Below are 23351 nucleotides of genomic sequence, written 5' to 3'. Positions count from 1 at the left end.
ACTTCGCCCGAGCACGGTTCACTTCATGTGCGTCCATACCTTCAACATGCCCCCAAACAGGACCGAGAGGCAGACGTAACGGAGTCCTACTAGGGCCTCACGCAGCAGTTGCCGGGCGCGCTCGCGCACCGGGCCAGCCCAGCCGGCGCAGCGGATGACAACCAACGGCAGCAGACCGGGGTATCGCGCCGACCAGCGGACCGCCTCCTGACGGATCCGCCCGTCACGGTGGCACAGGACGTGTGCGAGCCGAGACTCGCCGAGCTGGGTCAGGTCGGCGGGCAGCGGGACGTAGTGCTCCCACTCCGGCAGGAACTGCGAGCGGTACCAGGCCGCCTCACGCACTCCTGCGTCCAACGTGAGCCATTCACTGGGGTCGGTGACATCAAGCGTGCCCCGCAGCGGCGCACCTCCCGCGAGTCGCATCGCTGCCGCTGTCCCGTCCTCGATGCCCTCAAGCATTTCCGCCCCCCTCCGCCAGATGTACTGGGTGATCGTAGGGCGCGGGGGTTCGCGCAGGGCGCACGGAATATGGCCCGTGATCGCCGATGGGACTGTAAGGGCCGCTGGTGCAACTCCCCAGCTCGGCCCCACGACCTCGTCCACGAGCGCCCGTTGCTACGCCGAGCAGCTCCTACAGGGACTGTAAATCGTTACAGTCCCCCACACCAGACTGATAAGCGCAGGTCAGCCCATCGACCACTGATCAGAAATACCCCTCCTGGACAACGCGCTTGCCGAACTCGGCATTCGATGGGCATGACATCATCCCAGCCGGTGTGCTGACCGGCCGCGCCAGCGCCCGCAGCACGGGTTCAACCCGCCAGGGGGTGCTCGCCGACTGCACAGGGAGAGGAGAGGTGTCTCGGCGTCCTCAGCGTGGCCGCGTCGCAGAAGCTGAGTGAGAACCGCTCGAAGTGAGAAGCCAGGCGGCAGTCATTCGGCAGGTTTGTAGTAGCGCAGCGAGCGGGTGCTGACCCCGGTGACCTTGGCCAGCTCCCCGATCCGCATGCCGCTCCCTCCCGCCCACCTGCCCCGGCCACGGGCTTGACTTTGACGTCGATGCGAAAGTCTGGCGTGGCGGTCATGAGGGCGACTGAACCGAGCAGGCAGCGAACCACCGATCAGGTCCGGAACACCGCGCTGGTCACCGGGGCCGGCACACCGCTGAGGCGGGAGATGCCGTCCAGGTGCCGTCGATGGGGGCCCTCCGCCGGGCGCAGACCGGATCGGCCGGTGTCAGCGGCGCGATCCGGTTCGCGACAAGGCGCGCGTCAGAGCCGTGTCAGGGTCAGCCGGATTCCGGTGGGCGCGGTGTCCTGGATGTAGGAGGCGAAGCCGGCGACGTCGTCGAAGGCGAAGCCGTAGGCCTTGCCGTCCTGGGTCGCCGCGTGGATGGCTTTCGCGTAGTGGTTGGTGAGGTCGGTCCGGTAGAAGGCCGAGGCGTCGGTGACGGGCTGGTCGGGGTTGCTGAGGAGGGTGGAGCGGTTGAAGCCGGCGCCCATGACGGCGGCGACAGGACCGGTGGTGCCGTCGTTCGGTGCGGCGAGGTTGCCGTCGCAGAAGAGGACGTCGCGGGTGGACGGCTTGCCGAAGGTGACCGGGGCCGGACCGTCGAACGTGAACCTGTCAGCGCGCACCCGGCCCGTGAAGGTGCCCGCGTTGGTGGTGACCTTGAGGTCCTTGCCGGTGTAGGTGCTCCACACCTGGTCGATGTACGGGGCGAAGTAGTCCTTGGCGAACAGGCCTGCGTCCAGGCCGTGTCCGGGAGCGATGACCCGCAGGTCGTCGACGACCAGCGGGGCGAACTCCGCGACCTGCTTGACCGCGCTGAACACCGAAGCCCGGCCGCCGTCGCGCAGGGTGCCCGTGGTCTGGTCCTTGGCTCCGGTCAACCGGATGCTCATCGGCACGCTGAACATGTCGACCATGGTCGTGTTGCAGAACATGCCCGAGGCGTTGTGGGTGAACTCGGCGCAGTCGTGCAGTACGCGGTAGTTGGGGTCGGAGGTCACCCAGCCGGCGGGGTACTGCAGTGCCGGGTTTCCGTTGCCGTCCTTGACGACCTTGAACTTCAGCTTCTGCCCGAGCGACACGTATATGCGGCCGGACATATAGGGGAGCTTGAGGGTGGCCTCTCCGCTCGCGGGCAGGGAGAGGGTGTAGTCGGTGAAGCCGTCCGCGCCGTTGTCGGACAGGGTTATCGGGGCCAGGGTGCCGTCAGGGGTGACCCGTACCTGCTTCCCGTCCTGGTTGCCGACGATGTAGACGTGCACCGAGGCGTTGTCGAACGAGCCGCTGTCGTTGACGATCGTCAGCGGCAGCGCGCCCGCCGCGGCGGCCTTCGTGCCGTTGTCCGCCGTACCGGCGAGGGCGTAGGGGCCGAGGGCCGCGACGGCGGGGGCGGCCACCGCCGCTCCGCCCAGGGCGAAGAACAGCTTGCGGCGGGTGAGACTGCGCTGGTGACGTGCTGCCATGTGCCGTGCCTTTCGTTGGTACATGTGCCTCTATGAGGCGAGTGGGGGGTGGGTGGGGGTTGGTGGGGTGGGTCGCCGACCCTGCGGGTCAGCCCACGGTCCACTTCTGGTTGGCGGTGCCGCCGCAGGTCCAGATCTGCAGCCGAGTGCCGTCGGCGGCCGAACCGCCCGTGGCGTCCAGGCACTTGTCAGCCCCGACGTTGGTCACGTCGTGGGCGGCGGTGTAGGTCCACTGCTGGGCCTTGCTGCCGTTGCAGGTGTAGAGCTGGACGGGGGTGCCATCCCGGGTGGAACCGCCGCGCACGTCGAGGCACTTGCCCAGCGCGCGGACGGTGCCGTCACTGCCCAGCGTCCACTTCTGGGCGTCGTCACCGGTGCAGTCGTGCAGCTGGATCGGCGTCCCGTCCGCGGGGGAGGCGCCGGCGACGTCGACGCACATACCGCCGATGCCCTTGATGGCACCGCTCTTGCCCGTCGACCCGGTCGAGCCGCCCGTGTCGGAGGTCGAGACGCGGACGTAGTCGATGGTCATCGTCTGCGGGAAGGAGGTGGCCGAGTCGGGGCTGCCGGGCCAGTCGCCGCCGACGGCGAGGTTCAGGATGAGGAAGAACGGGTGGTCGTAGACCCACTTCTTGTCGCCGAGGTCGGCCGGCGTGCGGGTCTCGTAGACGTGGCCGTCCACCGACCAGGTGATCGCCGTCGGGCTCCAGTCGACGGCGAAGACGTGGAAGTCGTCGGCGAACGCCTTGCCGTCGGGCAGGGTGTAGGCGGCGCCGACGCCGCCGGAGCCGGAATAGCCGGGGCCGTGGATGGTGCCGTGGACCACGCCGGGCTCGTGACCGACGTTCTCCATGATGTCGATCTCGCCGCTGTTGGGCCAGCCCGCGCTGCCGAGGTCGTTGCCGAGCATCCAGAAGGCCGGCCAGACACCTCGGCCGCGCGGGATCTTGATGCGGGACTCGAAGTGACCGTACGCCTGGCTGAAGGTGCGGGCCGTGTTGAGCCGGGCCGACGAGTACTGGCACGTCCCGTTCCAGCACTGCAGTCCGGAGTCGGTGTTCTTGCGCGCCGTGATCACCAGGTGGCCTTCGCCGTCCAGGGCGGCGTTCCGGTTGCCCGGCGTGTAGTACTGCAGCTCGTGGTTGCCGTTGCCCGAACCGCCGGTCTCGAGCGTCCACTTGGCGGGGTCGGGGCCGCTTCCGGCGCTACCGTCGAAGTCGTCGGACCAGGTCACCGCGGTGGGTGCGGCGCTGGCCCGGTTCGCGCCGGAACCGGTCGTTGTGATGAGGACGGCGGTGACGAGAGCGGCGGCGACCAGTGAGACCAGTCCGCCGAGCGTCCACCGCCGAGCGCGATGAGCTGCCATGGCTGGGATGACACCTTGTCTTGTGGGGGATTCAGGTGGTTCCGCCCGTACGGCGGGCCGCGGACGAGGAGGAAGAGCGTTCCGCTTGGGAGCGCTCTCTCGGCTGCGGTGAGCCGCGGGTGGACCCCGATGGTACGTACGACAGTTACCTCGGCCAACTTGGCCGCGGCGCGCTCAACACCGTCTGAACTGCGGTTACTTGCAAAGTGAGTCGAGACTCAAGGTCGCTTAAGGAGTGTTTAAGCCCCCCTTAAGCGGAGCGGCTCCGCGCTGGACGCCCATCGGAATGGCCAATTTCGGCGATGTGGCCGCATTCGCATACAAGGGCCGCACTCGAACTCGCGCATGACATCGCCATTCGGATTCGGACAGAAGACACTGCACTCCACGGCGCCCGCTGGCCACCACGTCCCGGACCGCCCGCGCCGCCAGCCCGGCGGCCCGTACGGCCACCGCGGTCAGCGGCCCCTGGCCCTCGCCCTCCTCACGCAGGTCGGGCAAGGTGAGCACACCCCGCACGCCGCCGGAGCGGCGGATCGGGGCGGCGACCTCCTCGTCCTCGCGGACGCCTCCGGCTTCCGCGAGGCGCAGGCCGGAGGCGTCCGGGCAGTGCGTGACCCGCACCACGTAGGCGTAGACGGGCGCGGCCTCCGCTCCGGTGCGGACCAGGGCGGCCACCCGTCCCCCGATGCCGTACCTCGCCCGCAGGGCGGCCATCAACGCGGCCTCGCGGTCCACCGTGGGCAGGCCCCGCGGCACCGGCACGGTGCTTTGAGTGAGGTCTCTGTGAACTGCCTGGCGAATCTTCCTTGTGACTCCTCCCCCGGTTGAAGCCGGGGGCTTCTCGTTACGCCGGGTTGGCGTTGCGATGGACCAGCCCGGCCCGTAGAACGTTGAGGGCGCCTACGGTGTCAGCGTGCGCGTGGTGGCCGCACGAGACGCAGTGGAACTTCTGCTGTGTGGGCCGGTTCTCCTTCGCGGTGTGCCCGCATTCGGGGCAGGTGCGGGAGGTGTTGCGGGGGTTGCCGGGTCGCGGGGGCTGATGGGGGTCAGCGAGCTGGTCACCAACACCCGCAAGTACGCGTCCGGCCCGGTGCTGATGGATCTGCGTATCGTCGGCGACCTGGTCGGGGTGGTGGTATGGGACTCCAAGCCGGTGCTGCCGGTGGTGCAGGCCGCGGATGCCGGACGGGTGGGGCGGCACGGGCTGGAGATCATGGTGGCCGTCGCTCGGGGCTTCGAGGTCCCGCAGGAGCCGGTCGGCAAACGCATCACCGCCCGCATCGCCCTGCTGGACGATTCCGGTGCGCCATCGCAGGACGGAGCCCCCTTCAGTGTCCCCTGGTCCAAGATGACGAGAGCCATGTCCGGTCGGCGGTGGACGCAGGCCGGCACCTGCTGGCGCAGTGCGTTCAGTGCCTGCTGCCGGGTGAGCTCAGGGTGCAGATCCAGCGGGCGGCGAAGGCGGACTCCAGCGCGTACCTGCGCCGCCGGTACGGTCACCTGGTCGTGTCCATTGCGGACAGCCCCAGCCGATAGAACGCCACGAAGTGCGCTGGCCGCTTGCTCACCGGCCGGGCCGCGCCAGCGCCGCCGGGCCAGCCGGTTCTGCAGCAGACACTCCCCGACGAGCTGATCGGCTTCTCACCGGTCTCGCTGCAGATGACGGGGCGCAGGCCGGGAGTGGCGACCTGGCACCTGGCCGCCCCGGGCATCGTAGGGCCCGGCACGTCACGCCCCCCTGGACCGGGCCGCGCCACCGAGGCCCAACCGGTCCTGCCGGCAGCCCCGGAACTCGGCCGTTCGCCCGTCCCGATGCACGACTTCGCCGGGCCGGTGACTGGCGTGCAGGCCTCCCCCTCGCGCACGGTACGGGCTGGCCAAAGCATGGGGAACGACACGATGAGCCTGGACTCCGATGTGCAGGATGTCCTGGCTGCGGAAGCTGCCAGGCTGATCATGATGCAAGGTCATTCCACAACCCAGCGCTCCGGTTGCCGTCACCACGTCCGGCGGGTCGACACCTCGACCGAGCGGAGCCCCTGCTGCTGCCCGCTGGTCTGGACAGCCACAGAATCGCCAGCCGGCCGATGTACTGCTCAGAAACCTCCTCCCGTGCCTTGACCGGACGTCCGATCCCGCGGCTCTCCGCCGGTCGGTCACGGTTGTTGTCCGAGGTGGCCGGTTGACATATTCCAGACCGGTGTGAGGCTGAAGGAGACACGGTTCCGCCGTCGCGTCTCGTAGAGCCTGACAGTGCCGCCCACCGGGTCCAGTCACCCACCAGTTCGCGGCGGCGAAAGATGAACCTAACCCCTGCTCCGTAGGGGGACAGCTCCGGGACGCGAAGCGAGGCGATCGAATGGACCGGGTTCCCGAGGTGGCCGTGGTAGGAGCCGGCATCGTCGGCCTCTGCACCGCCTATGCACTGGCCGAACGCGGAACGACGGCGCGGGTGTACGAAAGCGGCGTTCCAGGCCACGGAAAGTCCAGTGGCCAGTCCCGCATCTTCCGCCACGCCCACGACGACGCCCGCCTGGTCGAATTCACCCGGCAGGGCCGCGCCATCTGGGAGAGTGGGCCGACCGGTTAGGCGCCGAACTGATCTCCCAGGACGGAGTGGTCGCCCTGGGCGGTCCCGTTCCTGGGAGACTGCGCATTCTGCAGGATGTCGGCGGCATACCGGTCCGGACCGTGGACAGCGCCGAGCTTCACGCCCGCATGCCGCTGCTCGCCGACTACCGCGGTCCCGCGATGCTCGATGAGGAGGGCGGCGCCATCCGCACCCGTGTCGCGGTCGAGAGCCTGGCCAACGCGCTGGGTGACTCTGTGGTCACAGACGAGGTCATCTCGCTGCATCCGACGGGCTGCGGCACGGTAGAGGTGCTCAGCGCCGTCGGCCGCGAAGAGTACGCAACGGCCGTGGTGTGCGCGGGCCTGAGCACCGCACGGCTGGCACGCAACGTGGGGCTCTCGCTGCCCATACGGCCGGCAGCCCACGTCCGCCTCACCTTCCAGGTCACGGGAGCGCCCCCGGAACGGGTCGCCTGCCTGCAGGACAGCAGCGGCGACTTCGGCGAGGTCGGCGTCTACGCAGCCCCCTACCCCGGCAACAGCCGATATGCGGTGGGCCTCAGCCAAACGGTGGAGGTACGGGAGGATGGCAGCTTCGCGGACCCCGAGGCACTGGTGGCGCTCAACGACCGCGCCCGCGCGTATGTCTCCCGCGCATTGCCCGGCCTCGACCCCGAGCCCGTCGAGTACCTGCACTGCTGGGTGACAAGCCTGCCGTGGAGCGAAGACGGCATGGCGGTCTGGGAAGCCGACAGAATCTTTTTCACCGCCGGGCACAACCTGTTCAAACAGGCACCTCGACTGGGACGGGCATTGGCCAGAGCGGCCATGGCCGGGGAACTCGAGGAGAACCTGCGTCCAGCGGCAGCACTCGGCCAGCCCCGCTGAACGCCCCAACAGTCGGCGCATACCGCTCCGACGACGTGGTACCTACGAGGGGCGAGGAAGCCGGTACGCCCCGGCCTTCCCGGAAGCAGCTATTTCGTGTCCCCGTTTCAGAGAACTCTTCCGCGTTTCGGTTGGTTGCTCTCATCCACGATGGGAGCCTGGGGCTGGATGTGGGCGCGGACTGCCAGGTCGCGGTAGTCGCTCCATGCGAAGGTGTCGCGTCCTTTGCCCCGATGCTTACGGTGGAGGGGCGGCCGGTAGACCAGCCGCCAAGCTGCGCCCGGCTTGTAACAGCACATGGCGGCGATCGACCAGCGGCGCCAGGAGCGGCCCCCGCACCCGCACCACCGGCGTGTGCCCACGCCGGCCCCCGGGTGCGGGCGCGCGGCGGCGTCATCGAGAACCCGGCCTCGTCCTCGAAGACGATGCACGCCCCCAGCACCGCCGCAGTCATTCCACCTGCGGCCACACATCCTTCTTCCACAAGCCCACTGCCTGCACGTCGCGCTCCAGCGCCCGGCGGGCGGGACACTGCCACGACCAGCCGTGCCGGTGCAGCAGCCGCCACACCCGCCGCCGACGAGCAGTCCAGCTGGAACGTCCGGGCGATCAGCACCCTGATCCGGGCCAGGGTTCAGCGCTGGTCCTCCCAGCCATGCACGGCCGGTCCCAGCGCCGGCTCCTTCTCCAGCTCGGCGAACTGCTCGTCGGTCAGCTTGGGCGGCCGCAAGAGCGGCTGAACAAGGAGATCCGCCGCCGCACCGACGTGGTCGGGATCTTCCCCGACCGCTCCGCCGTGATCCGCCTGGTCGGCGCGGTGCTGGCCGAGCAGAACGACGAGTGGACCGAGGCCCGCCGCTACATGGGACTCGACCTGCCGGCCAAGGCCCGCCTCCACCCGATCGAGTCAGAAACCGACGACACCGTCCTGCCCACCGAACTCACCGCACAGCCTCAAAACGAGATCACCGAGTGGCCGTCGTACATTACTCCAGCGGACGTGACCCCCCGTCGAGGTCGCGCTCAACGTCGATGCCCTTACGTAAGCTCCCCAGTCCCCCGACCACAGGCCCGGCGATGGGTCCATCACCGGACCGCGGGCCCGACCACGCAGGTCACAGCGTTGCACAGCCCCGCCGGAATGGCATCCTCTGCCATCGGAGTCAGCCGAACACTCCCGCATCGGCGGGAGGACACCTCGAGCAGCGCGTCCTCACGGCCCTGAGGTGCGGCGGCCCCGTGCAACGCGTGAACGGAGCAGGACGCCGCCGGCCCACACGTGCCCGGTCTGAAGCAGGGCTTGCCACTGACGACCGTACGCGCCCGGCCGAGTGATTCCTGTCTGCCGCTCGGGCTGCAGGCCAACGTGCCGCCGGAGGACGGTGGCGTCTCTTCACTACCGTCACGGAACGCCGGCGGTTGCAGCTACCGGTCCTGTCCGGGAAGCCGTGAGGAGTTGAGCGTCCATGGCCGTGTGTGAGGTCTGCGGAAACGACTACGAGATGTCATTCGAAGTGCATGCCAAGGGAGCGGTCCATACCTTCGACAGCCTCGAGTGCGCCGCCCAGAAGATGGCGCCGATCTGCGACAACTGCCAATGCCGCATCCTGGGTCACGGCCTTCAGGCCGATGGGCAGTTCTTCTGCTGTGCGCACTGCGCCCGCCAGCAGGGCAAGGTGGAGCTCGTCGACCACGCCTGACCCCGCACGAGCGGACCTGGCGTTCAATGACCGCCACCTGGACCGAGCACACGGCGGGCCCCCGGCATCGGGTGCGTTCAGGTGCCCGGCCGCCTGCTCCCGGCTCACTCCGACGCATCGCATCCAGTTGCTTGTAGGGCAGACGGATGCGTCCTTCGGAGATGTCCTCGTAGAGCAGTCACGGCCGGCCCGCACCCAGCCGCTACGGCGGCCCAGCACCGCCGACCCCCGGGGCTGGTGACGGGGGTTTTCTTCCCGGCAGCGGCTCTGTCGGAGCCGGCGGCGGCGGTAGCGGGTGGGCCCACCGGTTCTTCCAGCAGCCGAGCCGGTGCTCGCACCCTGAGGGAAGACCCACTACAGCGCCGTTACCGCCACGCTCAGCCCCAAACGGAGCAGGATGGCCCACCGCCAAGCGGCCGTGGGGCCGTCTACCGTAGAGGCATGGACGCGATCGTCGTCGTGTACGAGCTGGACAAGCCGATGGGCACGCGCACCTCCCCGGGCGGAGCGCCGAGTGGGGCACGGACCGTCCGCCGGGTGCATGCGGCGCCCACCGCCCCGGGGACGCCCACCGCGACGGGACCGCGGACTCTGTGTGGCAAGGACACCTTCGCCATGGAGACGGCCGGCCAGAAGCCATCCGAGCACCCTGAGGCGCCTTGGTACCCCGCAGAGTACGCGTCCGTGATGTGCCCCGACTGCGATGCCGTGATGACGGCCTGACGGTCGTCGCCGGCTGCCCCGCCGTCGATGCGTCGCCAAGGGGACCGCCGCGGCGTGCCGTGGCGCCCGCTCGCGGACGGCTACTTTGGCGGGATGGCCAGTTCACGGCCGCGGTAGAACCCTTCCCGCTCCTCCACGACGTACGGGGCCATGGCCGTACGCCGGCGGGCCTCCGGCTCGGAATTCCGCCAGGAGTCGCATGCCTCCTGGGAGTCCCAGAACGACACCCCGGTGATCTCCTGTCCGTCCTCGGACCAGTACGCAAAGGCTCGGCGCAGACCCCGCGGGTAGGGGGCGGGACGCCATGCCCTCTCGAACTCCTCGAAGGTGCCCGGCTGAAGCCGGCGCGTCGTCACCCAGACGAAGTGCTCCTCCATCGCAGCCTCCTGCGCAACTCCGGTTCGGTTTGTCGGCCTCTGTCAGACCACCGTAGATCCACAGCACTGCTTCTGCCTCGGCAGCGTTCGCGGCGCAGCGGGGGGATCTGGGCGCGGTTGCGGACCGCGCCGGCCTGGTGTCGTGGGACTGCTTTCGATCGAGGCGCCGGACGGACCATGGAAGGGGGCCCGGAGCGCGTTAGCGGCTGCGCCCTGTGTGTCGGTCGGTGGTAAGAGCGATGAAGGGTTCGATCCGGATCGGGAGTGTGCGCGGGGTGGCGGTGTGCCGCACTCTCCTTTCGCACGCCCGCAGGCTGGCCCAACAAGGCCAGACCCAAGGTGCCAGCGCTGCTCACCGAGACGGACCGGCTGGAAGCGCCCGGCGACCTCGTCGGCCGCAGGGGGTGTATGGCTGCCGATCTGCGGCAGGAAACGAGGTGGCTGCCGCGGAGGGGACACGGAGTCGCTGGGCGTGCTGGCCCCTCTGGCGGACAAGTTCTGTCTGTCCGCCCGCTGCCCTAGTTTGATGTCAGGGTCACGCCCGAGCCGGGAGACCGCGGATTATGTCCGCCGCCTTTTCCGCGATCATGATCGTGGGTGCGTTGGTGTTGCCCCGCACCACGGTGGGCATCACTGAGGCGTCCACCACCCGCAGGCCCCTCACGCCGTGCACGCTGAGCCGGGAGTCCACGACGGGGCCGATGGAGCAACTGCCCGCCGGGTGGTAGAGGGTCTGCAACTCGCGCCGGGCGAAGTCGAGCAGGCCGGCGTCGTCCGTGGAACGCGGTACGCGGAAGTCGGCTCGGCGGTGCTTGCGCAGGCTGGGCCGGCCGGCGATGTCGAGCAGCATCCGGAGCGCCCGGATCATCGTGGCGCGGTCCTCTTCGGTGGTCAGGTAGTTGTGCAGGATGCGCGGTTTGGCGCTGGGAAGCGCCGACCGCAGGGAGACCTTGCCCCGGCTCGTGGGGGCGAGCAGCACCGCACCGAACATGAAAGCGTGGTCGGTCACGGGGCTGATGCCCTCCTCGTAGAACATCACCGGCGTGGCGTGCACCTGGACGTCGGGGGCGTCGAGTCCCTCGCGGGTGCGGTGGAAACCGCCGGCCTCGCCGATGTTCGAGGTGAGCGGGCCGCGGCCCTCGGTCTCCAGCAGGCGCAGGTTGTCCGGTGTCTCGGCGGTGAACAGCGACTCCGTGTCAGTGAGGTAGCACAGCCCGACATGCGGATGATCCTGCAGATTCTCCCCCACTGGAAGATCGACGCGGGGCGTGATGCCGTGGGCCGCCAGCTCACCGGCCGGACCGATGCCGGAGAGCATGAGCAGCTGCGGCGAGTTATAGGCACCGGCCGACAGCACGACCTCCCCTTCGGCGTGCAGGCACAGCAGTTCGCCGTCCCGTTCCACCTCGACGCCGGTTGCACGCTCGCCGTCGAACAGCACGCGGGTGCACTCAGCACCGGTCAGCACATCGAGGTTCGGCCGGGACAGGGCCGGCCGCAGATACGCGTCCGCCGTGCTGCAGCGCAGACCGTCGCGCTGAGTGAGGTGGTAATAGCCGACGCCGTCCTGTTCGAGGCCGTTGAAGTCGCTGGTGGAGGGGTGTCCGGCCTCCTGAGCGGCCGTCACGTACGCGTCCGTCAAGGGATGCCGGGAACGGCCCTCGCTCACCGTGAGCGGCCCGCCGGTGGAATGCCACGGGGACGTGGCTCCCGTGAAGTCCTCGGCGCGAAGGAAGTACGGCAGGACTTCCGGCCAGCTCCACCCGTCTGCGCCGGCCGCCGCCCAGGCGTCGTAGTCGCGGCGATTGCCGCGGATGTAGATCATCGCGTTCATCGACGAACAGCCGCCGAGCATCCGGCCGCGGGGCAGATAGCGGCGGCGGCCGTCCAACCCGGGCTCGCACTCGGTGAGGTAACTCCAGTCGTACTTCGTCTGGAAGAGTTTGCTGAACGCGGCCGGAACGTGGATGTCCGGGGCATCGTCCGCCGGGCCGGCCTCTATGAGAAGAACGCGCGTCCTCTCGTCCTCGGTCAGACGGCCGGCCAGGACGCACCCCGCCGACCCGGCACCCACGATGATGTAGTCGTACACCTGTCCCCCTCGCTCCACGGGGCTGCTCGACTCCCTCACTCAAGCCGCATCGGAGAGCGGACGACACCCTACTGTCGGCCATTGTCGACGCCGTGCTCCAGTGGTCCGTGGCTGTGCCACGGACCACCGATCTCAGCACCGCCCGGCGACGGACGGAGCGCTGCGCATCAATCGGCTCCCCCGCTCTCGTGCAGGGAGACGACGGCCTCCGCCAGGGCATCGGGATCTTCCCAGTTGATCATGTGTCCGGCGTCGGGCACGGTGACCAGCCGCGCGCCCGGTATCCCTGCGGCCAGGCGCCGGGAGTGGTTCGGCGGTGTACTGCGATCGGCTGTGCCGACCATGACGACGGTGGGCACCGTGATCTCGCCCAGGCGTGGGTAACGGTCCTCGCGGGCGAAAGCTCGCACGATGGGCAGGAGCGGAGTGTGAGCCTGGCGGAGGAAGACGTCAAGGAAGACGGCGATCATCGCTGGGGAGGGGCGCTTGCCGCACTGGAGTGCGCCGAAGAGGATTCCGCCGGTGCGGGTGCGTGCCAGCCGCTGCAGGATGCCCGCCTGCAGCAGGGGGATCTGCAGCCGGTTGCAGGGCGCTCCGTCGTAGATGCGGCCCGCCCACGTCGCGAACAGCACCAGACCGCGCAGCCTCCGGCCGACGCCGGGGTGGTCGAGGAGAGCACGTATGGCGAGGAACCCGCCCAGGGAATGTCCGACCAGCACCCCGTCCTGTACGTCGAAGTGCTCCAGTACCGCCAGGTAGTCCCGCGCCATGGGGCCGGAGCCGATACCGTCCGAGCCGACCGTCGAGTCCCCGTGGCCGCGCTGGTCGAAGACGATGACACGGTGGCCGCGTACCACCAGGACGTCCTGCACCAGATTCCACTCCAGGAGCGACACGCCGTAACCGTGCGCCAGCACCACCGGTGGCCCCTCACCCGCGACGACGGCGCGCAACACCGTCCCGTCGGGACGGCGCAGAAACACCCCCTCGCCCTCGGGCTCACGACGGAGCCGCTCGTAGGGAACAGGATCCGGTCGGCGTTCGACCCTGGCAGCCGCTGCCCGTGCGGCGACGGCTGCGAGGCCCACCGCGGCGGCGCCGCACGCAATTCTCCACTTCATGAGTTCCCCCCTCGAACCTCGACGCCTCCGCGGCGAGCGACAGAGCCGCGCCGCAGAACGTGATGGCTTTCTCCCGGAGAGTGTCTCAGGCACCCAAGCCCCTTGAGACGAGCCGGCCTCGTGCTCCGTCACCTTCCGCCGCACGCGCATCTCGCGTCAACACCCCATGCGCTTGGCCCCGGTGATGATGTGCTCCAACAGCAGGGATGCGATCCCGCTTCGCTTACGTGTCGGCGTGGCGGCATCGACTTCAGTTCGGCGTGGTCCGAGTCCAGCCTCCTGACCGCCCCGCAACCCACCAGGCTCTCGCCATCCCTCACCGACCAGAACGTGGTCTCGGGTTTGCGGAGGGCGTCGAGACCGAGGGCGTGCTTTCTCTCCAGAGGCGCGATGGACCGCATCTGCTGGACAGGCTCGTCGAGGAACCCGGCGAACTCAGGTCCGGAGAGATCGTCTGTCGCGATCTTCACTGTGCTCCGCCCAGACCGGGGCGTCACCGCCCCGGTCGCCTTGGCAGGCCCGGGCTCATGTGGATTCCCGGATCAGAGCCTGCCCCCTATCCGCGCCCAGCGCCTCGCGCAGTTCACCGCGGCGGCGTATGCCCAACTTCCGGTAGACGTTGGTGAGGTGGGCCTCCACGGTGCGCCGGGCCAGGTGCAGCAGGGCGGCGATCTCCGTGTTCGTGCGGCCGTCGGCGGCCAGTTGGGCAATGCGGCGCTCGCTGCCGGTGAGGGCGCCGGAGCCGGTGCAGGCGGCGCTCGTGCGGCGGGCTCCGCCCTAGCGCAGGGCCTCCTCGGCGAGCAGGTGCAGCCGCAGCGCGCCGAGCCGCTCGGCGCGTTCGGCCGCCTCCCGCAGGCCTTTCCGGGCCCGGGTACGGTCCCCGGCGGCGGTCAGCTGCCGGCCCTGCGCGACGAGCGCGGCGACCAGCTCCGGCTCCGTGCCGGTACCGGCGTCCCGCAGCAGTCGTACGGGGTTCCTCAGCCAGCTCCAGACCGCGCCGGCCTCCCGTGACCGTGCCGAGCACCCGCACGGCACGGCCCACCATGCGGGGCGTGCCCACACCCGGGCAAGCCGCAGCTCCTCCTCGGCGAGCGCGAGCGCCTCCCGGGGGTTGCCCAGGGCGAGCCAGCACTCCGCGGCGGCCGAGCGCCACGGGGTGACGACCGGGCTGACCACCTCGCGGGCCGACTGGCGGCGGCCGCACTCCAGGAAGTCGTGCAGCGCCCCCGCCGGGTCGCCCGCGGCGGCCCGCTGCACCCCCCGCGCGTACAGGAACCGGTTCAGCTCCCAGGAGTCGGGCGCCGCCCGCAGGTCGAAGCCGTCCGCGAGCCGCCGTGCCTCGGCCGTGCGGCCCAGTTCCACGAGCGCGATCAGGGTGTGGACGTGTGCCGTTGGCAGGTCCGGCGTCCGCGGTCACGGGTGGCTCGGCCGGCAGCCGCCCGTACTCGCCGCGTGCCGCGGCGATGTCGGCCCGTACGTTGAGCAGCGCTCCGTGCATCGGGTGCAGCAGGTCGGGGCGCTGACCGGCCAGGCCGCGGTCGACGAGCCGGTCCGCCTCGTCAAGTTCATCGGCCCACTGGGCGACCGCGGCGGCCGTGCCCAACAGGAAGGGTTCGGTCAGCGGGTCGGCGGGCTCGACGAGTAGAGCGCGCACCTGCTTCGTCGCTCCGTCCGCCGAGGTGAGCCCGGCGGTGGCCGCGTGCCGGACGAGCAGGGCACGGGCGGTCGGCCCGACCCGCTCAGGCGAGCGTTCGGCGGTTTCACACAGCCACCGGTACACGTCACGGCGGACCGTCTGGTCCTGGTCGGAGCCGACCAACCGGGTGGCGCACCCTGCTCACCGCAGCGGCCGGAGGCGGGCTCGCGATGGCCGCCAGCGCCACCGCGACTTTGGTGACCGCCACCCCCCGCCCAGGCCTCGCAGCTCCTGTGGACGTGGTGTTACCAGTGCGGCCAGCTGTGGTTCTCCGGCAATGGCAGCGGCTACTGCACCGTCGGCAGCGGCATCTTCGGCTGGGACCATGGGCACCAGAGTTCGGGCAGCGGCGACTACGTTCCGCTACAACACGGACCCCGGCGTCGGAGACACCAGAATGGAGGTGGTGCCGCGACTGCGCGGTCCTGTGGTCGAAGTGGTCGGACAGCGGACGCACGACCTCTTACTGCCCCAACAGCAGTCAGCCGTTGCGGTGGCATAACTGGTCCGGCTCTGGCGCGTACAAGATCGAGGCGCTACTCGACGGCATCAACGGCCCCGGCGGCCAGCGGCGGTGGTTCCTGTGCATCCGGTGCTCCGGTCTTTTCTTCACCGGCAACGGCTGCGATGGCACCTGTCCCGCCGGAGGCTCCCACCGTCACTGGATGCGACCCGATCTTGGGAGTGTAAATCTAACGGCGGATCCGACGATCATGGGAAGGACGTCAAGTGACTGATACCGCCGTGGAGTTGGAGACCGTGGAGCCTGTCGATAGTGCCCAGTTGGGGCAGCCTGCGCCCGTGTCCGACGAGCAACTGGTCGCGATGCTGGTGGAGCGGGCCCGGTCGGAGGGTCTGCAGCTGACCGGGCAGGGTGGGCTGCTGCAGCAGCTGACCAAGCGGGTCTTGGAGTCTGCCCTGGAAGGTGAGATCACCGATCACCTCGGCTACGAGAAGCACGATGCGGCCGGCCGGGGCAGCGGCAACTCCCGCAACGGAAGCCGGGCCAAGACCGTGCTGACCGACGTCGGGCCGGTCGAGGTCAAGGTGCCGCGTGACACCTCGGGCACGTTCGAGCCGTAGATCGTCAAGAAACGGCAGCGGCGGCTGACCGGCGTCGACGAGATGGTGCTGTCGCTGTCCGCGAAGGGGCTCACACACGGCGAGATCGCCGCCCACCTGGCCGAGGTCTATGGGGCCGAGGTGTCCAAGCAGACCATCTCCACCATCACCGACCAGGTCATGGAGGGCATGGCCGCCTGGCAGAGCCGCCCGCTGGACCGCGTCTACCCGGTCCTGTTCGTCGACGCGATCAACGTGAAGATCCGAGACCAGCAGGTCGCCAACCGGCCGATCTACCTGGTCATGGCGGTCACCGTGGAGGGTGAGCGGGACATCCTCGGCATCTGGGCCGGCGACGGCGGTGAGGGGGCGAAGTACTGGCTGCAGGTGTTCACCGAGCTGAAGAACCGCGGCCTCGAGGACGTGCTGATGCTGGTCTGCGACGGGCTGAAGGGCCTGCCCGACGCGGTGGAGACGGTCTGGCCTCGAACAATTGTCCAGACCTGCATCGTCCATCTCCTGCGCAACTCGTTCCGCTACGCGGCCCGCCAGGACTGGGACAAAATCGCCAAGGCCCTCAGGCCCGTCTACACCGCGCCTACCTCGGAGGCGGCTGAGGAACGGTTCTTGGAGTTCACCGAGGTCTGGGGAAAGAAGTACCCGGCGATCGTAAAGCTGTGGTCGGACGCCTGGGCCGAGTTCGTCCCCTTCCTCGCCTACGACGTGGAGATCCGCAAAGTCATCTGCTCGACGAATGCCATCGAGTCGGTCAACGCCCGCATCCGCAAGGCCGTGCGGGCCCGCGGGCACTTCCCGACCGAAGCCGCCGCCCTCAAATGCGTCTACCTCGCGCTGATGAGCCTCGACCCAACCGGCAAGGGCCGGCGCAGGTGGACCATGCGCTGGAAGGCGCCGCTGAACGCCTTCCAGATCGCCTTCGACGGCCGACTGAACCCAAGCAACCGCTGACCACCTCAACAACCAAGATCAGCCGTTAAGTTGACACTCCCGATCACGACGGCGACCTCGCGGCGGCACTCCGCGCCGGATACGAGTGGCTGACCACGTACCGGGAACCGACCGGCGTGGCGATGGCACTGGAGCACGCGGCCCGGATCGCCGGGGCGACCGCGGCCGGCACCCTCCCCCTGGCCGAGGGCCAGGTGCAGGTCCTGGCCGCACTCAGCCTGGCAGAGACTCTCGACGCCGGCTCACGAGGAGCATGACCCACCGCAGACGGCCAGGACCCCGCCCGGGCCGACCCGGCCCCCATCGGGCGATTGTGCCGCGAGCCCAGGCGCCCAGTCCCTGCAGGGCGGCGCATGGCCGGCGTGCGCGACGCCTGACTACGGATGAGGCTGGATGTGTGAAGGCCACATGGCCCGGGATGATCCAGGTCGGACTGGTCGCGCTACCGATCAGGCTGTACGCGGCCACGGAGGAGCATCCTGTGCGCCTTCACGAGATCCACGTCGCCGACCAGGGTCGCGTGGAGCACCGCCGCTTCTGCAAAGCCGAGGACCGAGAGGTCCCCTATGAACAGGTCGGCAGGGACTATGCCCTGGCAGACGGGCGCATGGTGCCGATCACGGAGGAGGACCTGGCCCATCTCCCCCTGCCCACAAAACGCACCGTGGACGTGCTCGGTTTCGTGCCCTTCGAAGACATCGACCCGATCAGCTTCGCGCGGCCGTACTACGTGGGGCCTGGACCAGGCGCCGACCGCCCGTACGCCCTGCTCGTCGAGGCACTGGCCCGCACCGGCCACGTCGCCGTGTCCAAGGTCGCCCTGCGCAGCCGGGAGCGTCTGGCGCTGCTCCGCCCCCGCCACGGCATGCTCATCCTCCAGACCCTCCTGTGGCAGGACGAGCTACGCGATCCCGGGGACCTCGCGCCTTCCACGCCGCTCACGGACCGGGAGCTGGAGCTGGCCGAGCTGCTGATCCGGCAGCTCACCGGCATCAACGTCGGTGAGGTGCACGACGAGTACGCCCATGCCCTTGAGCAGCTCGTGGACGCGAAGATTACCGGCGGCGAGCTCGTCGAGCCGACGGAGCCCGCCCCACCGTTGGACCTGATGGCAGCGTTGGAGGAGAGCGTCCACGCTGCCGAGCGGGCGCACGGGCGCCCGCCGGCCAGGCCTCGGCCGTAGCCCATCAGCCGCACCTGCGTCCCAGGCGATCGTCGGGAAGGGATGTCACTGCTGGGCAGCTCGCCGCGGGGGCGGCCACTCACATCCGAGTACGGTGCAGCCTCGATCTGAGCAGCTACGGGGAGTGGACCGTCTATAGAGCTCTAGTCGAAGGGGAGGGGGAGTGCAGGAATGAGCCGAGGTGTCGCCCAGCGGTCGGCGAGCGGGCGGGTACGGGTGGGGCCACCGGGCCGGACAGGCGTGGGGAACCGGGGTGGTGCGTGCCGCGTTCACTGGAACGGGTTCCCAGGCGGGTCGCGGCGTGGAGAACGCCGCGCCCCTGGGAGCCCGTTCCTGTCTCGTTCCCGGACGATCCTCGAGTCGCTGGATCGTCACGGACCGGACGTCCCGCGACTACGTGGAGGCCCGGTCGGTCATCGGGGTCAGATCCACCACATCAGGCGGATCAGCCCCCATCCCCCCAGTGCCATGAGGACCGCGGTCGCGAGCGACGCCGTCCACACGTATCGCGGCCTGAGCTCTGGTGGCTCCCCGGTGTCGGGAGCCACGCAGTGTTCGAGCCACAGGAAGGTGAAGAACCCGAAGCCGGTGACCAGGCAGACGCTGAACCACACGCCACGGTTCTTCACCCGCTGGTACCCGCGCGGCAGCGCGTAGGCCGCGGTCAGCACGGCCAGGCCCACACTGACCGCGGTCCAGCGCAGGAAGGCGGACCGGAGGAACAGCGGATAGCTCGCGGGTAGAACGGTGTCCAGGAACCCTGGTTCGTACTGCTCCTGCCGGTTCCGGAACGGGAGGTCCTCGACCCGCTCGCCCGCTTGGGCGGCGATCTCCCGCTCCACGGCATCGACCCCGTCGCTGCCGAGCTCGCCGGGTACCCGCAGTTCGCGGTAGACCAGCGGGGCCGTCTCCCAGAACAGATTCACCCCGTTGTCGTCGTACCCGATCTCGACCGCGGGGGGGTTGCCCGACCGGAGGGCCTTCACCAGGTCCTCCTGTGCGGAAGGGATCGGGAACTCCTGGAACAGCCAGGCAACGTAGGACACGACCAGGAGCGACAGCGCGACGAGCCGTGCCGTCCTGGCCAGCACCACGGCGGGCCTGACCGGCGGCCTGAACCGTCCGGCGGTGCCGACGTCAACGGACATGTACCGTCACCGTCCCGTAGAACTCCTGCGCGATGCTGGAGAAGGCGTGACCGGACGGAATGTCCTTCACCAGGGGGAGGTGGGTCAGTGAGGCCACTCCAGTCTTGTTGTACGAGGCGAAGGCGACCGTGAAGGAGTGGTTTTCCTTCGACTGCGCGATCACTTGGTGCTCGATATTGTAGCTGCCGAGGAAGGCTGCGGGGGTTTCGCTTCCCACGCCGCCGTCCGTGGCCATACCGAGCAGATCCTTGCCGATGTTCGACTTCGCGTCCGCGTGGTCCGCGTTGCCTCCGAGTTCGCCCACCGGAGCGTCGAAGTCGGCACCGATGATCTTCTTGGCCAGGTCCGCCACGATGTCCTGGTGGGACTTGTCCAGTATGAGCTGCTGGGTCAGCGGGCTTCCGTCGTCGAAGGGAATATTGTTCACATCGCCCTTTCCATCGGCCCACAGGGCCAGGATGCCCTGCCAGCTGAGCTGCGGGGACTGACCGCCGAGGTAATTGCACGCGGCGGCCTCACCGCTGTTGACCGAGTTACCCGGAGTGCAGGGACGGGTATTTCCGGCGGTGGCCAGGATGTACTTGCGCAGCTGGATGGCCAGCTCCTTGTGAATGCCGGACTTTTCGTTGCTGACAAGGGAGTTCAACGCCTGCACACAGCTGCGGTTGCAGCCGCCGCCACCCGACGAGGTACCGCCCCCGGACCCGTTGCCGTGTGACGTACCGTTGCCGCTTCCGCCGCCGTTGTAAGACCGCTCCCGCTCGGGGTGGTACGTGGAGTCCTTGGTCGGGACGCCGTTCTTGCAGTGGGTGTAGATGCCCTCCATGCACTCGGGCGTTCCCATGCCCGAGGGGTCGGAAAGGGTGAGCGGGCTGTTCTGGCTGTAGCCGTAGCCGTTCAGGCTCTGGCCTCGATTCTTCAGCGGGGTTGGGCTGCTGATTGACTCGGCGGTTCGCCCGTAATGTCCTCCTGCCGTGTGAGGCGGGCCGTCACATGACGCTGCGGGTACGCCGGGTTCCACGGGCCCGGGGTGCTGCCGGTTGTCCTCCTTCCTGGCCCTCGTCGGGTCGGGGTGCGGTCGTCAGGTGACGATGGCAGGCAGGTCGGCCAGTCGTTGCCAGCATGTGGTGAAGGCCTTCGCCCAGGGCCAGGTGCGGTCGAGGTGGAGGGTGCGCCTGCGGGCGTGGGCGGTGAGTCGGGCGGGCAGGTGGTAGAGCTTCATCCGGATGGTCTCCGGCTCGGCTGCGGCGAGTTCGGGCTCGTCGGGCAGGAGGAGGAGCCGGGTCCATGCGTCGAGGTCGGCGGCGATCGTGGCGGCCAGTACCCAGGCGGTATTGAGCTGCCAGGACTTCGAGGGCAGCAGCCCGAGACCGATCCGCTTGATCGCTTTGACGCGGTCCTCGACCTCGGCGTGATCACGGTAGAAGGCGTCCACGAACCACACCTGCCCGGAACCGGACACCCCGGAAAGCCCCTGGTATGCAGGGATGTTCGTGGCGATGATCTGGTAGCGCCAGCCGGTGCGCTTCTCGAAGACGGTCAGCTTCTTCGCATCCCGCCGCGAGGGCTTGACCCGGCGCACGATCAGCCGCATTCCCTTCGGCCAGCCGGTCGGGTCGCGGACCCCGGTCAGCTCGGCGACCTGGTAGGAGATCCATTCGCCGTCGGGTCCCTTGATCTCGTGGACCTCGCCGTCCTGCCGGAGCGCGGCCGTCCACACGTTCTCGGGCAGCAGCGCGATGGCCTGCTCGTCCGCGGTGTTGATGGCCCAGCCGGTCACCCAACGCACCCGGCGCCGGCTGGTGGACAACTGCTGGAGATGGTCGAGGACGTCGTGGCTGAAGGCCGCGCCGTCGATCCGGATCAGCAGCTTCGACCACAGCGGCAGTGGGAGTTGCCGCAACGCGGCGGCCAGGACCGTCTTGTGGTCGGCGACGTCGTTGGGGGCTGCGTTGCCGGGCCGCAGCAGCATGGCGACGCACTCGCGGGTGTTGGCCACCCACGCTCCCAGCGGCATGTGGCCGAAGCTGCCTTTGAAGGTACCCGCCGCGCCTTCCTTCCGGCTGGTGCAGGTGACGATGGTCGCGTCCAGGTCGAGGACGTACCAGCCGGTCAGCTCCCGGCCGCACACCGCGATCCAGGGGAAGCCGCCGGGCCGCAGGGCGAGCAGCGTCCACACCACGCGGCGTATCGCGGCGCGGGCACGCTCCACCCGCGCCGCGACCGGCCCGTCGATCACGGCCAGGGCGCGGCGCAGGGTGGTGTCCGAGACCGGCCGTCCGAACACCGGCCGCCAGTGGTACTGGAGTTGCTCGGCTTCCAGGATGTTCGTCGCGCCGAGCACGATCGCACAGGCCAGCTGGACCAGCGCCATGCCCCGATCCCGCCAGCCGGGCCCGGTGCCCTTCGGCAACGCCGCACTCAGCGCGGTGGTCAGGCCGACGCGGTCGGCGACCTTCCGCAGCAGCACCACGCCCGCGTGGCCGATCAGGTTCTTGCCGTCGGCCCGCACGGCAAGCCGATGATCCCATTCGGTAGCCTGCACCTGTTGGGTGCCTCTTCTCTGCGACGGTTTTGATCTAGGCAATCCAGATCATCGCAGGTGGGAGGCACCCTTCTTCTGTCGGGGCATCAGGTCACAGCCGTAGCTGAACACACGAGGCTGGTGCTTGTTGGTCTCCAGGAGCGGGTCGACGCTGATGAACTGACCGATGGTGGGATCGTATTCACGGGCGCCGATGTGGGTGAGACCGGTGGTGGCGTCGCTGGTCTTGCCGAGGAAACCCTTGTCGTCGGGCCAGGGGCCGCCCAGCGGGGTGCCTCGGTCGGCGCCGAACGGGGTGGTGTAGCGCTTGGTGAAGGCCTGGTTGGTGTCCGAGCCGATCGCCAGGTCGGAGGTGCCGTGGTGGTCACCGGTGAGGTAGGTGAGCTTGTTGGTGCCCGATGCGTTCGAGCGCACGGCGGCAGTCGTGCCGCCCACGCTGTAGTAGCGCTGCGCCCAGGTGGTGCCGTTGGCGCGCAGGTGGAGTTCGGTGGCGCCGGCGTACAGGACGCGTTCGCCGTTCTGCGTGGCGCGGATGAGCAGGCTGCCGTCGGCCCCGTAGATGTAGTCGGTCGACGTCGTGCTCTCGGTGAGCTTGCTCAGCTTGCCTTCGGGAGACCAGGTCAGTGCCTGGGTCGCCGTCTTGCCCGGGCGGTGCCAGGAGTTGCCGTTCTTGTAGTAGTCGTAGGAGCGGTTCAGGTCGGTGCAGTCGGCCTTGGTCGAGGTGCCGGTCAGGGTATGCGGCTGGTTGGTGTTGGTGTAGCAGTACGTGGTGGTCGTGTCCGCGGTGCTGCGGTGGACCGTCTCACTGGCACGCTGGTCGGCGGTCTTGTAGGTGTAGCCGGTCCAGTAGGGGGCCGGTCCCGACAGGCTGGAACTGCTCCTGGGGTCGGAGCACTTCTGCGAGGCGGGGGTCCATGCCTCGGTCAGGCGCTGGTGTCCGTCGTGGGTGAAGCACTGGACATCGGCGCCGCTGGTGCCACCGAGGGTCGTGGGGTCGCTGACGGCGGTGACGTTTCCGGCCTCGTCGTAGGTGTAGTCGAGGGCCTGGAGCATGTACGGGTGGGTCTGGTCGGTGACGTGGCTGCTGGTGAGCCGGCCGGTGCCTTCCTCATAGGCGTTGGTGACGTAGACGTTCTTGGCGCCGGTGCCGCCCGTACCGAGGGTCATCTGCAGAGGCTGGGCGAGGGCGGAGTAGGAGACGTTCAGCAGGTAGCCGCTCGCTCCGCCGATCGAGGTCAGGTTGCCCAGGCCGTCGTAGCCGTAGTCGACGATCTCGGAGGGCAGGCCGCCGGCGGCGGGCTCCTTGGTCGACTTCAGCGTGCCGTCGAGGTTGTAAACGTCGGGCTCGTGCCAGCTGTCGGGTTTCTTGAACGTGAGGACGCCGCCATGCCGGCGGGGACGCCCGCCCCGGGGACCCGACCGGGCGGGGC

General features: G+C 69.2%; 16 protein-coding genes and 7 pseudogenes. 8 read left to right on the top strand and 15 right to left on the bottom strand.

What is annotated here, in order from left to right:
• Positions 1-18: 18 nt before the first annotated feature.
• The 5 genes and pseudogenes from ABZ823_RS30115 to ABZ823_RS30095 all read right to left on the bottom strand — a co-directional run.
• A complete protein-coding gene (locus tag ABZ823_RS30115; RefSeq protein WP_361666003.1) occupies positions 19-462 on the bottom strand; it encodes a hypothetical protein in 444 nt (147 codons plus the stop codon).
• Positions 463-1274: 812 nt separating this feature from the next.
• Positions 1275-2477 carry a glycoside hydrolase family 64 protein gene (locus ABZ823_RS30110; protein WP_361666002.1) on the bottom strand — a complete coding sequence of 401 codons (1203 nt, stop codon included), beginning with the start codon at positions 2475-2477 and terminating at the stop codon, positions 1275-1277.
• A gap of 88 nt (positions 2478-2565) precedes the next feature.
• Positions 2566-3843 carry a family 16 glycosylhydrolase gene (locus tag ABZ823_RS30105; protein ID WP_361666001.1) on the bottom strand — a complete coding sequence of 426 codons (1278 nt, stop codon included), beginning with the start codon at positions 3841-3843 and terminating at the stop codon, positions 2566-2568.
• Positions 3844-4071: 228 nt separating this feature from the next.
• Positions 4072-4608, bottom strand: coding sequence for a hypothetical protein (locus ABZ823_RS30100; protein ID WP_361666000.1), 537 nt, complete (start codon positions 4606-4608; stop codon positions 4072-4074).
• Between the two features lie 82 nt (positions 4609-4690).
• Positions 4691-4873 (bottom strand): annotated as a pseudogene (locus ABZ823_RS30095) (zinc ribbon domain-containing protein); the annotation flags it as partial.
• Between the two features lie 12 nt (positions 4874-4885).
• Here ABZ823_RS30095 and ABZ823_RS30090 point away from each other — a divergent pair.
• Both ABZ823_RS30090 and ABZ823_RS30085 read left to right on the top strand, forming a co-directional pair.
• Positions 4886-5143: pseudogene (locus tag ABZ823_RS30090) on the top strand (ATP-binding protein); the annotation flags it as partial.
• 1062 nt (positions 5144-6205) lie between these two features.
• Positions 6206-7305: pseudogene (locus ABZ823_RS30085) on the top strand (FAD-dependent oxidoreductase).
• A gap of 146 nt (positions 7306-7451) precedes the next feature.
• Here ABZ823_RS30085 and ABZ823_RS30080 read toward each other — a convergent pair.
• Positions 7452-7702, bottom strand: a pseudogene (locus ABZ823_RS30080) (hypothetical protein); the annotation flags it as partial.
• Between the two features lie 53 nt (positions 7703-7755).
• Positions 7756-7875, bottom strand: a complete 120-nt coding sequence (locus ABZ823_RS30075) for a winged helix-turn-helix domain-containing protein (protein WP_361665999.1) — start codon at positions 7873-7875, stop codon at positions 7756-7758.
• A 154-nt stretch (positions 7876-8029) separates the two neighbouring features.
• Here ABZ823_RS30075 and ABZ823_RS30070 point away from each other — a divergent pair.
• The 3 genes and pseudogenes from ABZ823_RS30070 to ABZ823_RS30060 all read left to right on the top strand — a co-directional run.
• Positions 8030-8191 (top strand): annotated as a pseudogene (locus ABZ823_RS30070) (transposase); the annotation flags it as partial.
• A gap of 580 nt (positions 8192-8771) precedes the next feature.
• Positions 8772-9005, top strand: a complete 234-nt coding sequence (locus ABZ823_RS30065) for a hypothetical protein (protein ID WP_361665998.1) — start codon at positions 8772-8774, stop codon at positions 9003-9005.
• Positions 9006-9446: 441 nt separating this feature from the next.
• Positions 9447-9728, top strand: a complete 282-nt coding sequence (locus tag ABZ823_RS30060) for a hypothetical protein (protein WP_361665997.1) — start codon at positions 9447-9449, stop codon at positions 9726-9728.
• 80 nt (positions 9729-9808) lie between these two features.
• On the opposite strand, the gene ABZ823_RS30055 is transcribed toward ABZ823_RS30060, so the two are convergent.
• The 4 genes and pseudogenes from ABZ823_RS30055 to ABZ823_RS30040 form a co-directional block, all read right to left on the bottom strand.
• On the bottom strand, positions 9809-10105 hold the full coding sequence (locus ABZ823_RS30055; protein WP_361665996.1) for a hypothetical protein: 297 nt from the start codon (positions 10103-10105) through the stop codon (positions 9809-9811).
• Positions 10106-10640: 535 nt separating this feature from the next.
• A complete protein-coding gene (locus tag ABZ823_RS30050) occupies positions 10641-12215 on the bottom strand; it encodes a GMC family oxidoreductase N-terminal domain-containing protein (RefSeq protein ID WP_361665995.1) in 1575 nt (524 codons plus the stop codon).
• A gap of 149 nt (positions 12216-12364) precedes the next feature.
• Positions 12365-13318 carry an alpha/beta fold hydrolase gene (locus ABZ823_RS30045; RefSeq protein WP_361665994.1) on the bottom strand — a complete coding sequence of 318 codons (954 nt, stop codon included), beginning with the start codon at positions 13316-13318 and terminating at the stop codon, positions 12365-12367.
• A 525-nt stretch (positions 13319-13843) separates the two neighbouring features.
• A pseudogene (locus ABZ823_RS30040) lies at positions 13844-15146 on the bottom strand (helix-turn-helix transcriptional regulator); the annotation flags it as partial.
• A gap of 693 nt (positions 15147-15839) precedes the next feature.
• Here ABZ823_RS30040 and ABZ823_RS30035 point away from each other — a divergent pair.
• The 3 genes and pseudogenes from ABZ823_RS30035 to ABZ823_RS30025 all read left to right on the top strand — a co-directional run bounded on the left by ABZ823_RS30035 (position 15840) and on the right by ABZ823_RS30025 (position 18228).
• Positions 15840-17045 (top strand): annotated as a pseudogene (locus ABZ823_RS30035) (IS256 family transposase).
• Positions 17046-17161: 116 nt separating this feature from the next.
• Positions 17162-17302 carry a hypothetical protein gene (locus ABZ823_RS30030; RefSeq protein WP_361665993.1) on the top strand — a complete coding sequence of 47 codons (141 nt, stop codon included), beginning with the start codon at positions 17162-17164 and terminating at the stop codon, positions 17300-17302.
• Positions 17303-17442: 140 nt separating this feature from the next.
• Positions 17443-18228, top strand: a complete 786-nt coding sequence (locus ABZ823_RS30025) for a Ku protein (RefSeq protein WP_361665992.1) — start codon at positions 17443-17445, stop codon at positions 18226-18228.
• Positions 18229-18650: 422 nt separating this feature from the next.
• Here the strand turns inward: ABZ823_RS30025 and ABZ823_RS30020 are convergent, their stop codons facing one another.
• The 4 genes from ABZ823_RS30020 to ABZ823_RS30005 form a co-directional block, all read right to left on the bottom strand.
• Positions 18651-19376, bottom strand: coding sequence for a hypothetical protein (locus tag ABZ823_RS30020; protein WP_361665991.1), 726 nt, complete (start codon positions 19374-19376; stop codon positions 18651-18653).
• A complete protein-coding gene (locus ABZ823_RS30015; RefSeq protein WP_361665990.1) occupies positions 19366-20220 on the bottom strand; it encodes a hypothetical protein in 855 nt (284 codons plus the stop codon). Before ABZ823_RS30015 ends, ABZ823_RS30020 begins: the two co-directional genes overlap by 11 nt.
• Before the next feature lie 237 nt (positions 20221-20457).
• Positions 20458-21921 carry an IS1380 family transposase gene (locus tag ABZ823_RS30010; protein ID WP_361665989.1) on the bottom strand — a complete coding sequence of 488 codons (1464 nt, stop codon included), beginning with the start codon at positions 21919-21921 and terminating at the stop codon, positions 20458-20460.
• A 48-nt stretch (positions 21922-21969) separates the two neighbouring features.
• The coding region (locus tag ABZ823_RS30005; RefSeq protein WP_361665988.1) for an RHS repeat-associated core domain-containing protein at positions 21970-23351 on the bottom strand (1382 nt) is incomplete at its 5' end.

It is taken from the genome of Streptomyces sp. NPDC047079 (assembly GCF_040643755.1).
Classification (GTDB): domain Bacteria; phylum Actinomycetota; class Actinomycetes; order Streptomycetales; family Streptomycetaceae; genus Streptomyces.
Note: the sequence above shows the minus strand (reverse complement) of the source record. Positions and strands in the feature narration are given on the sequence as shown.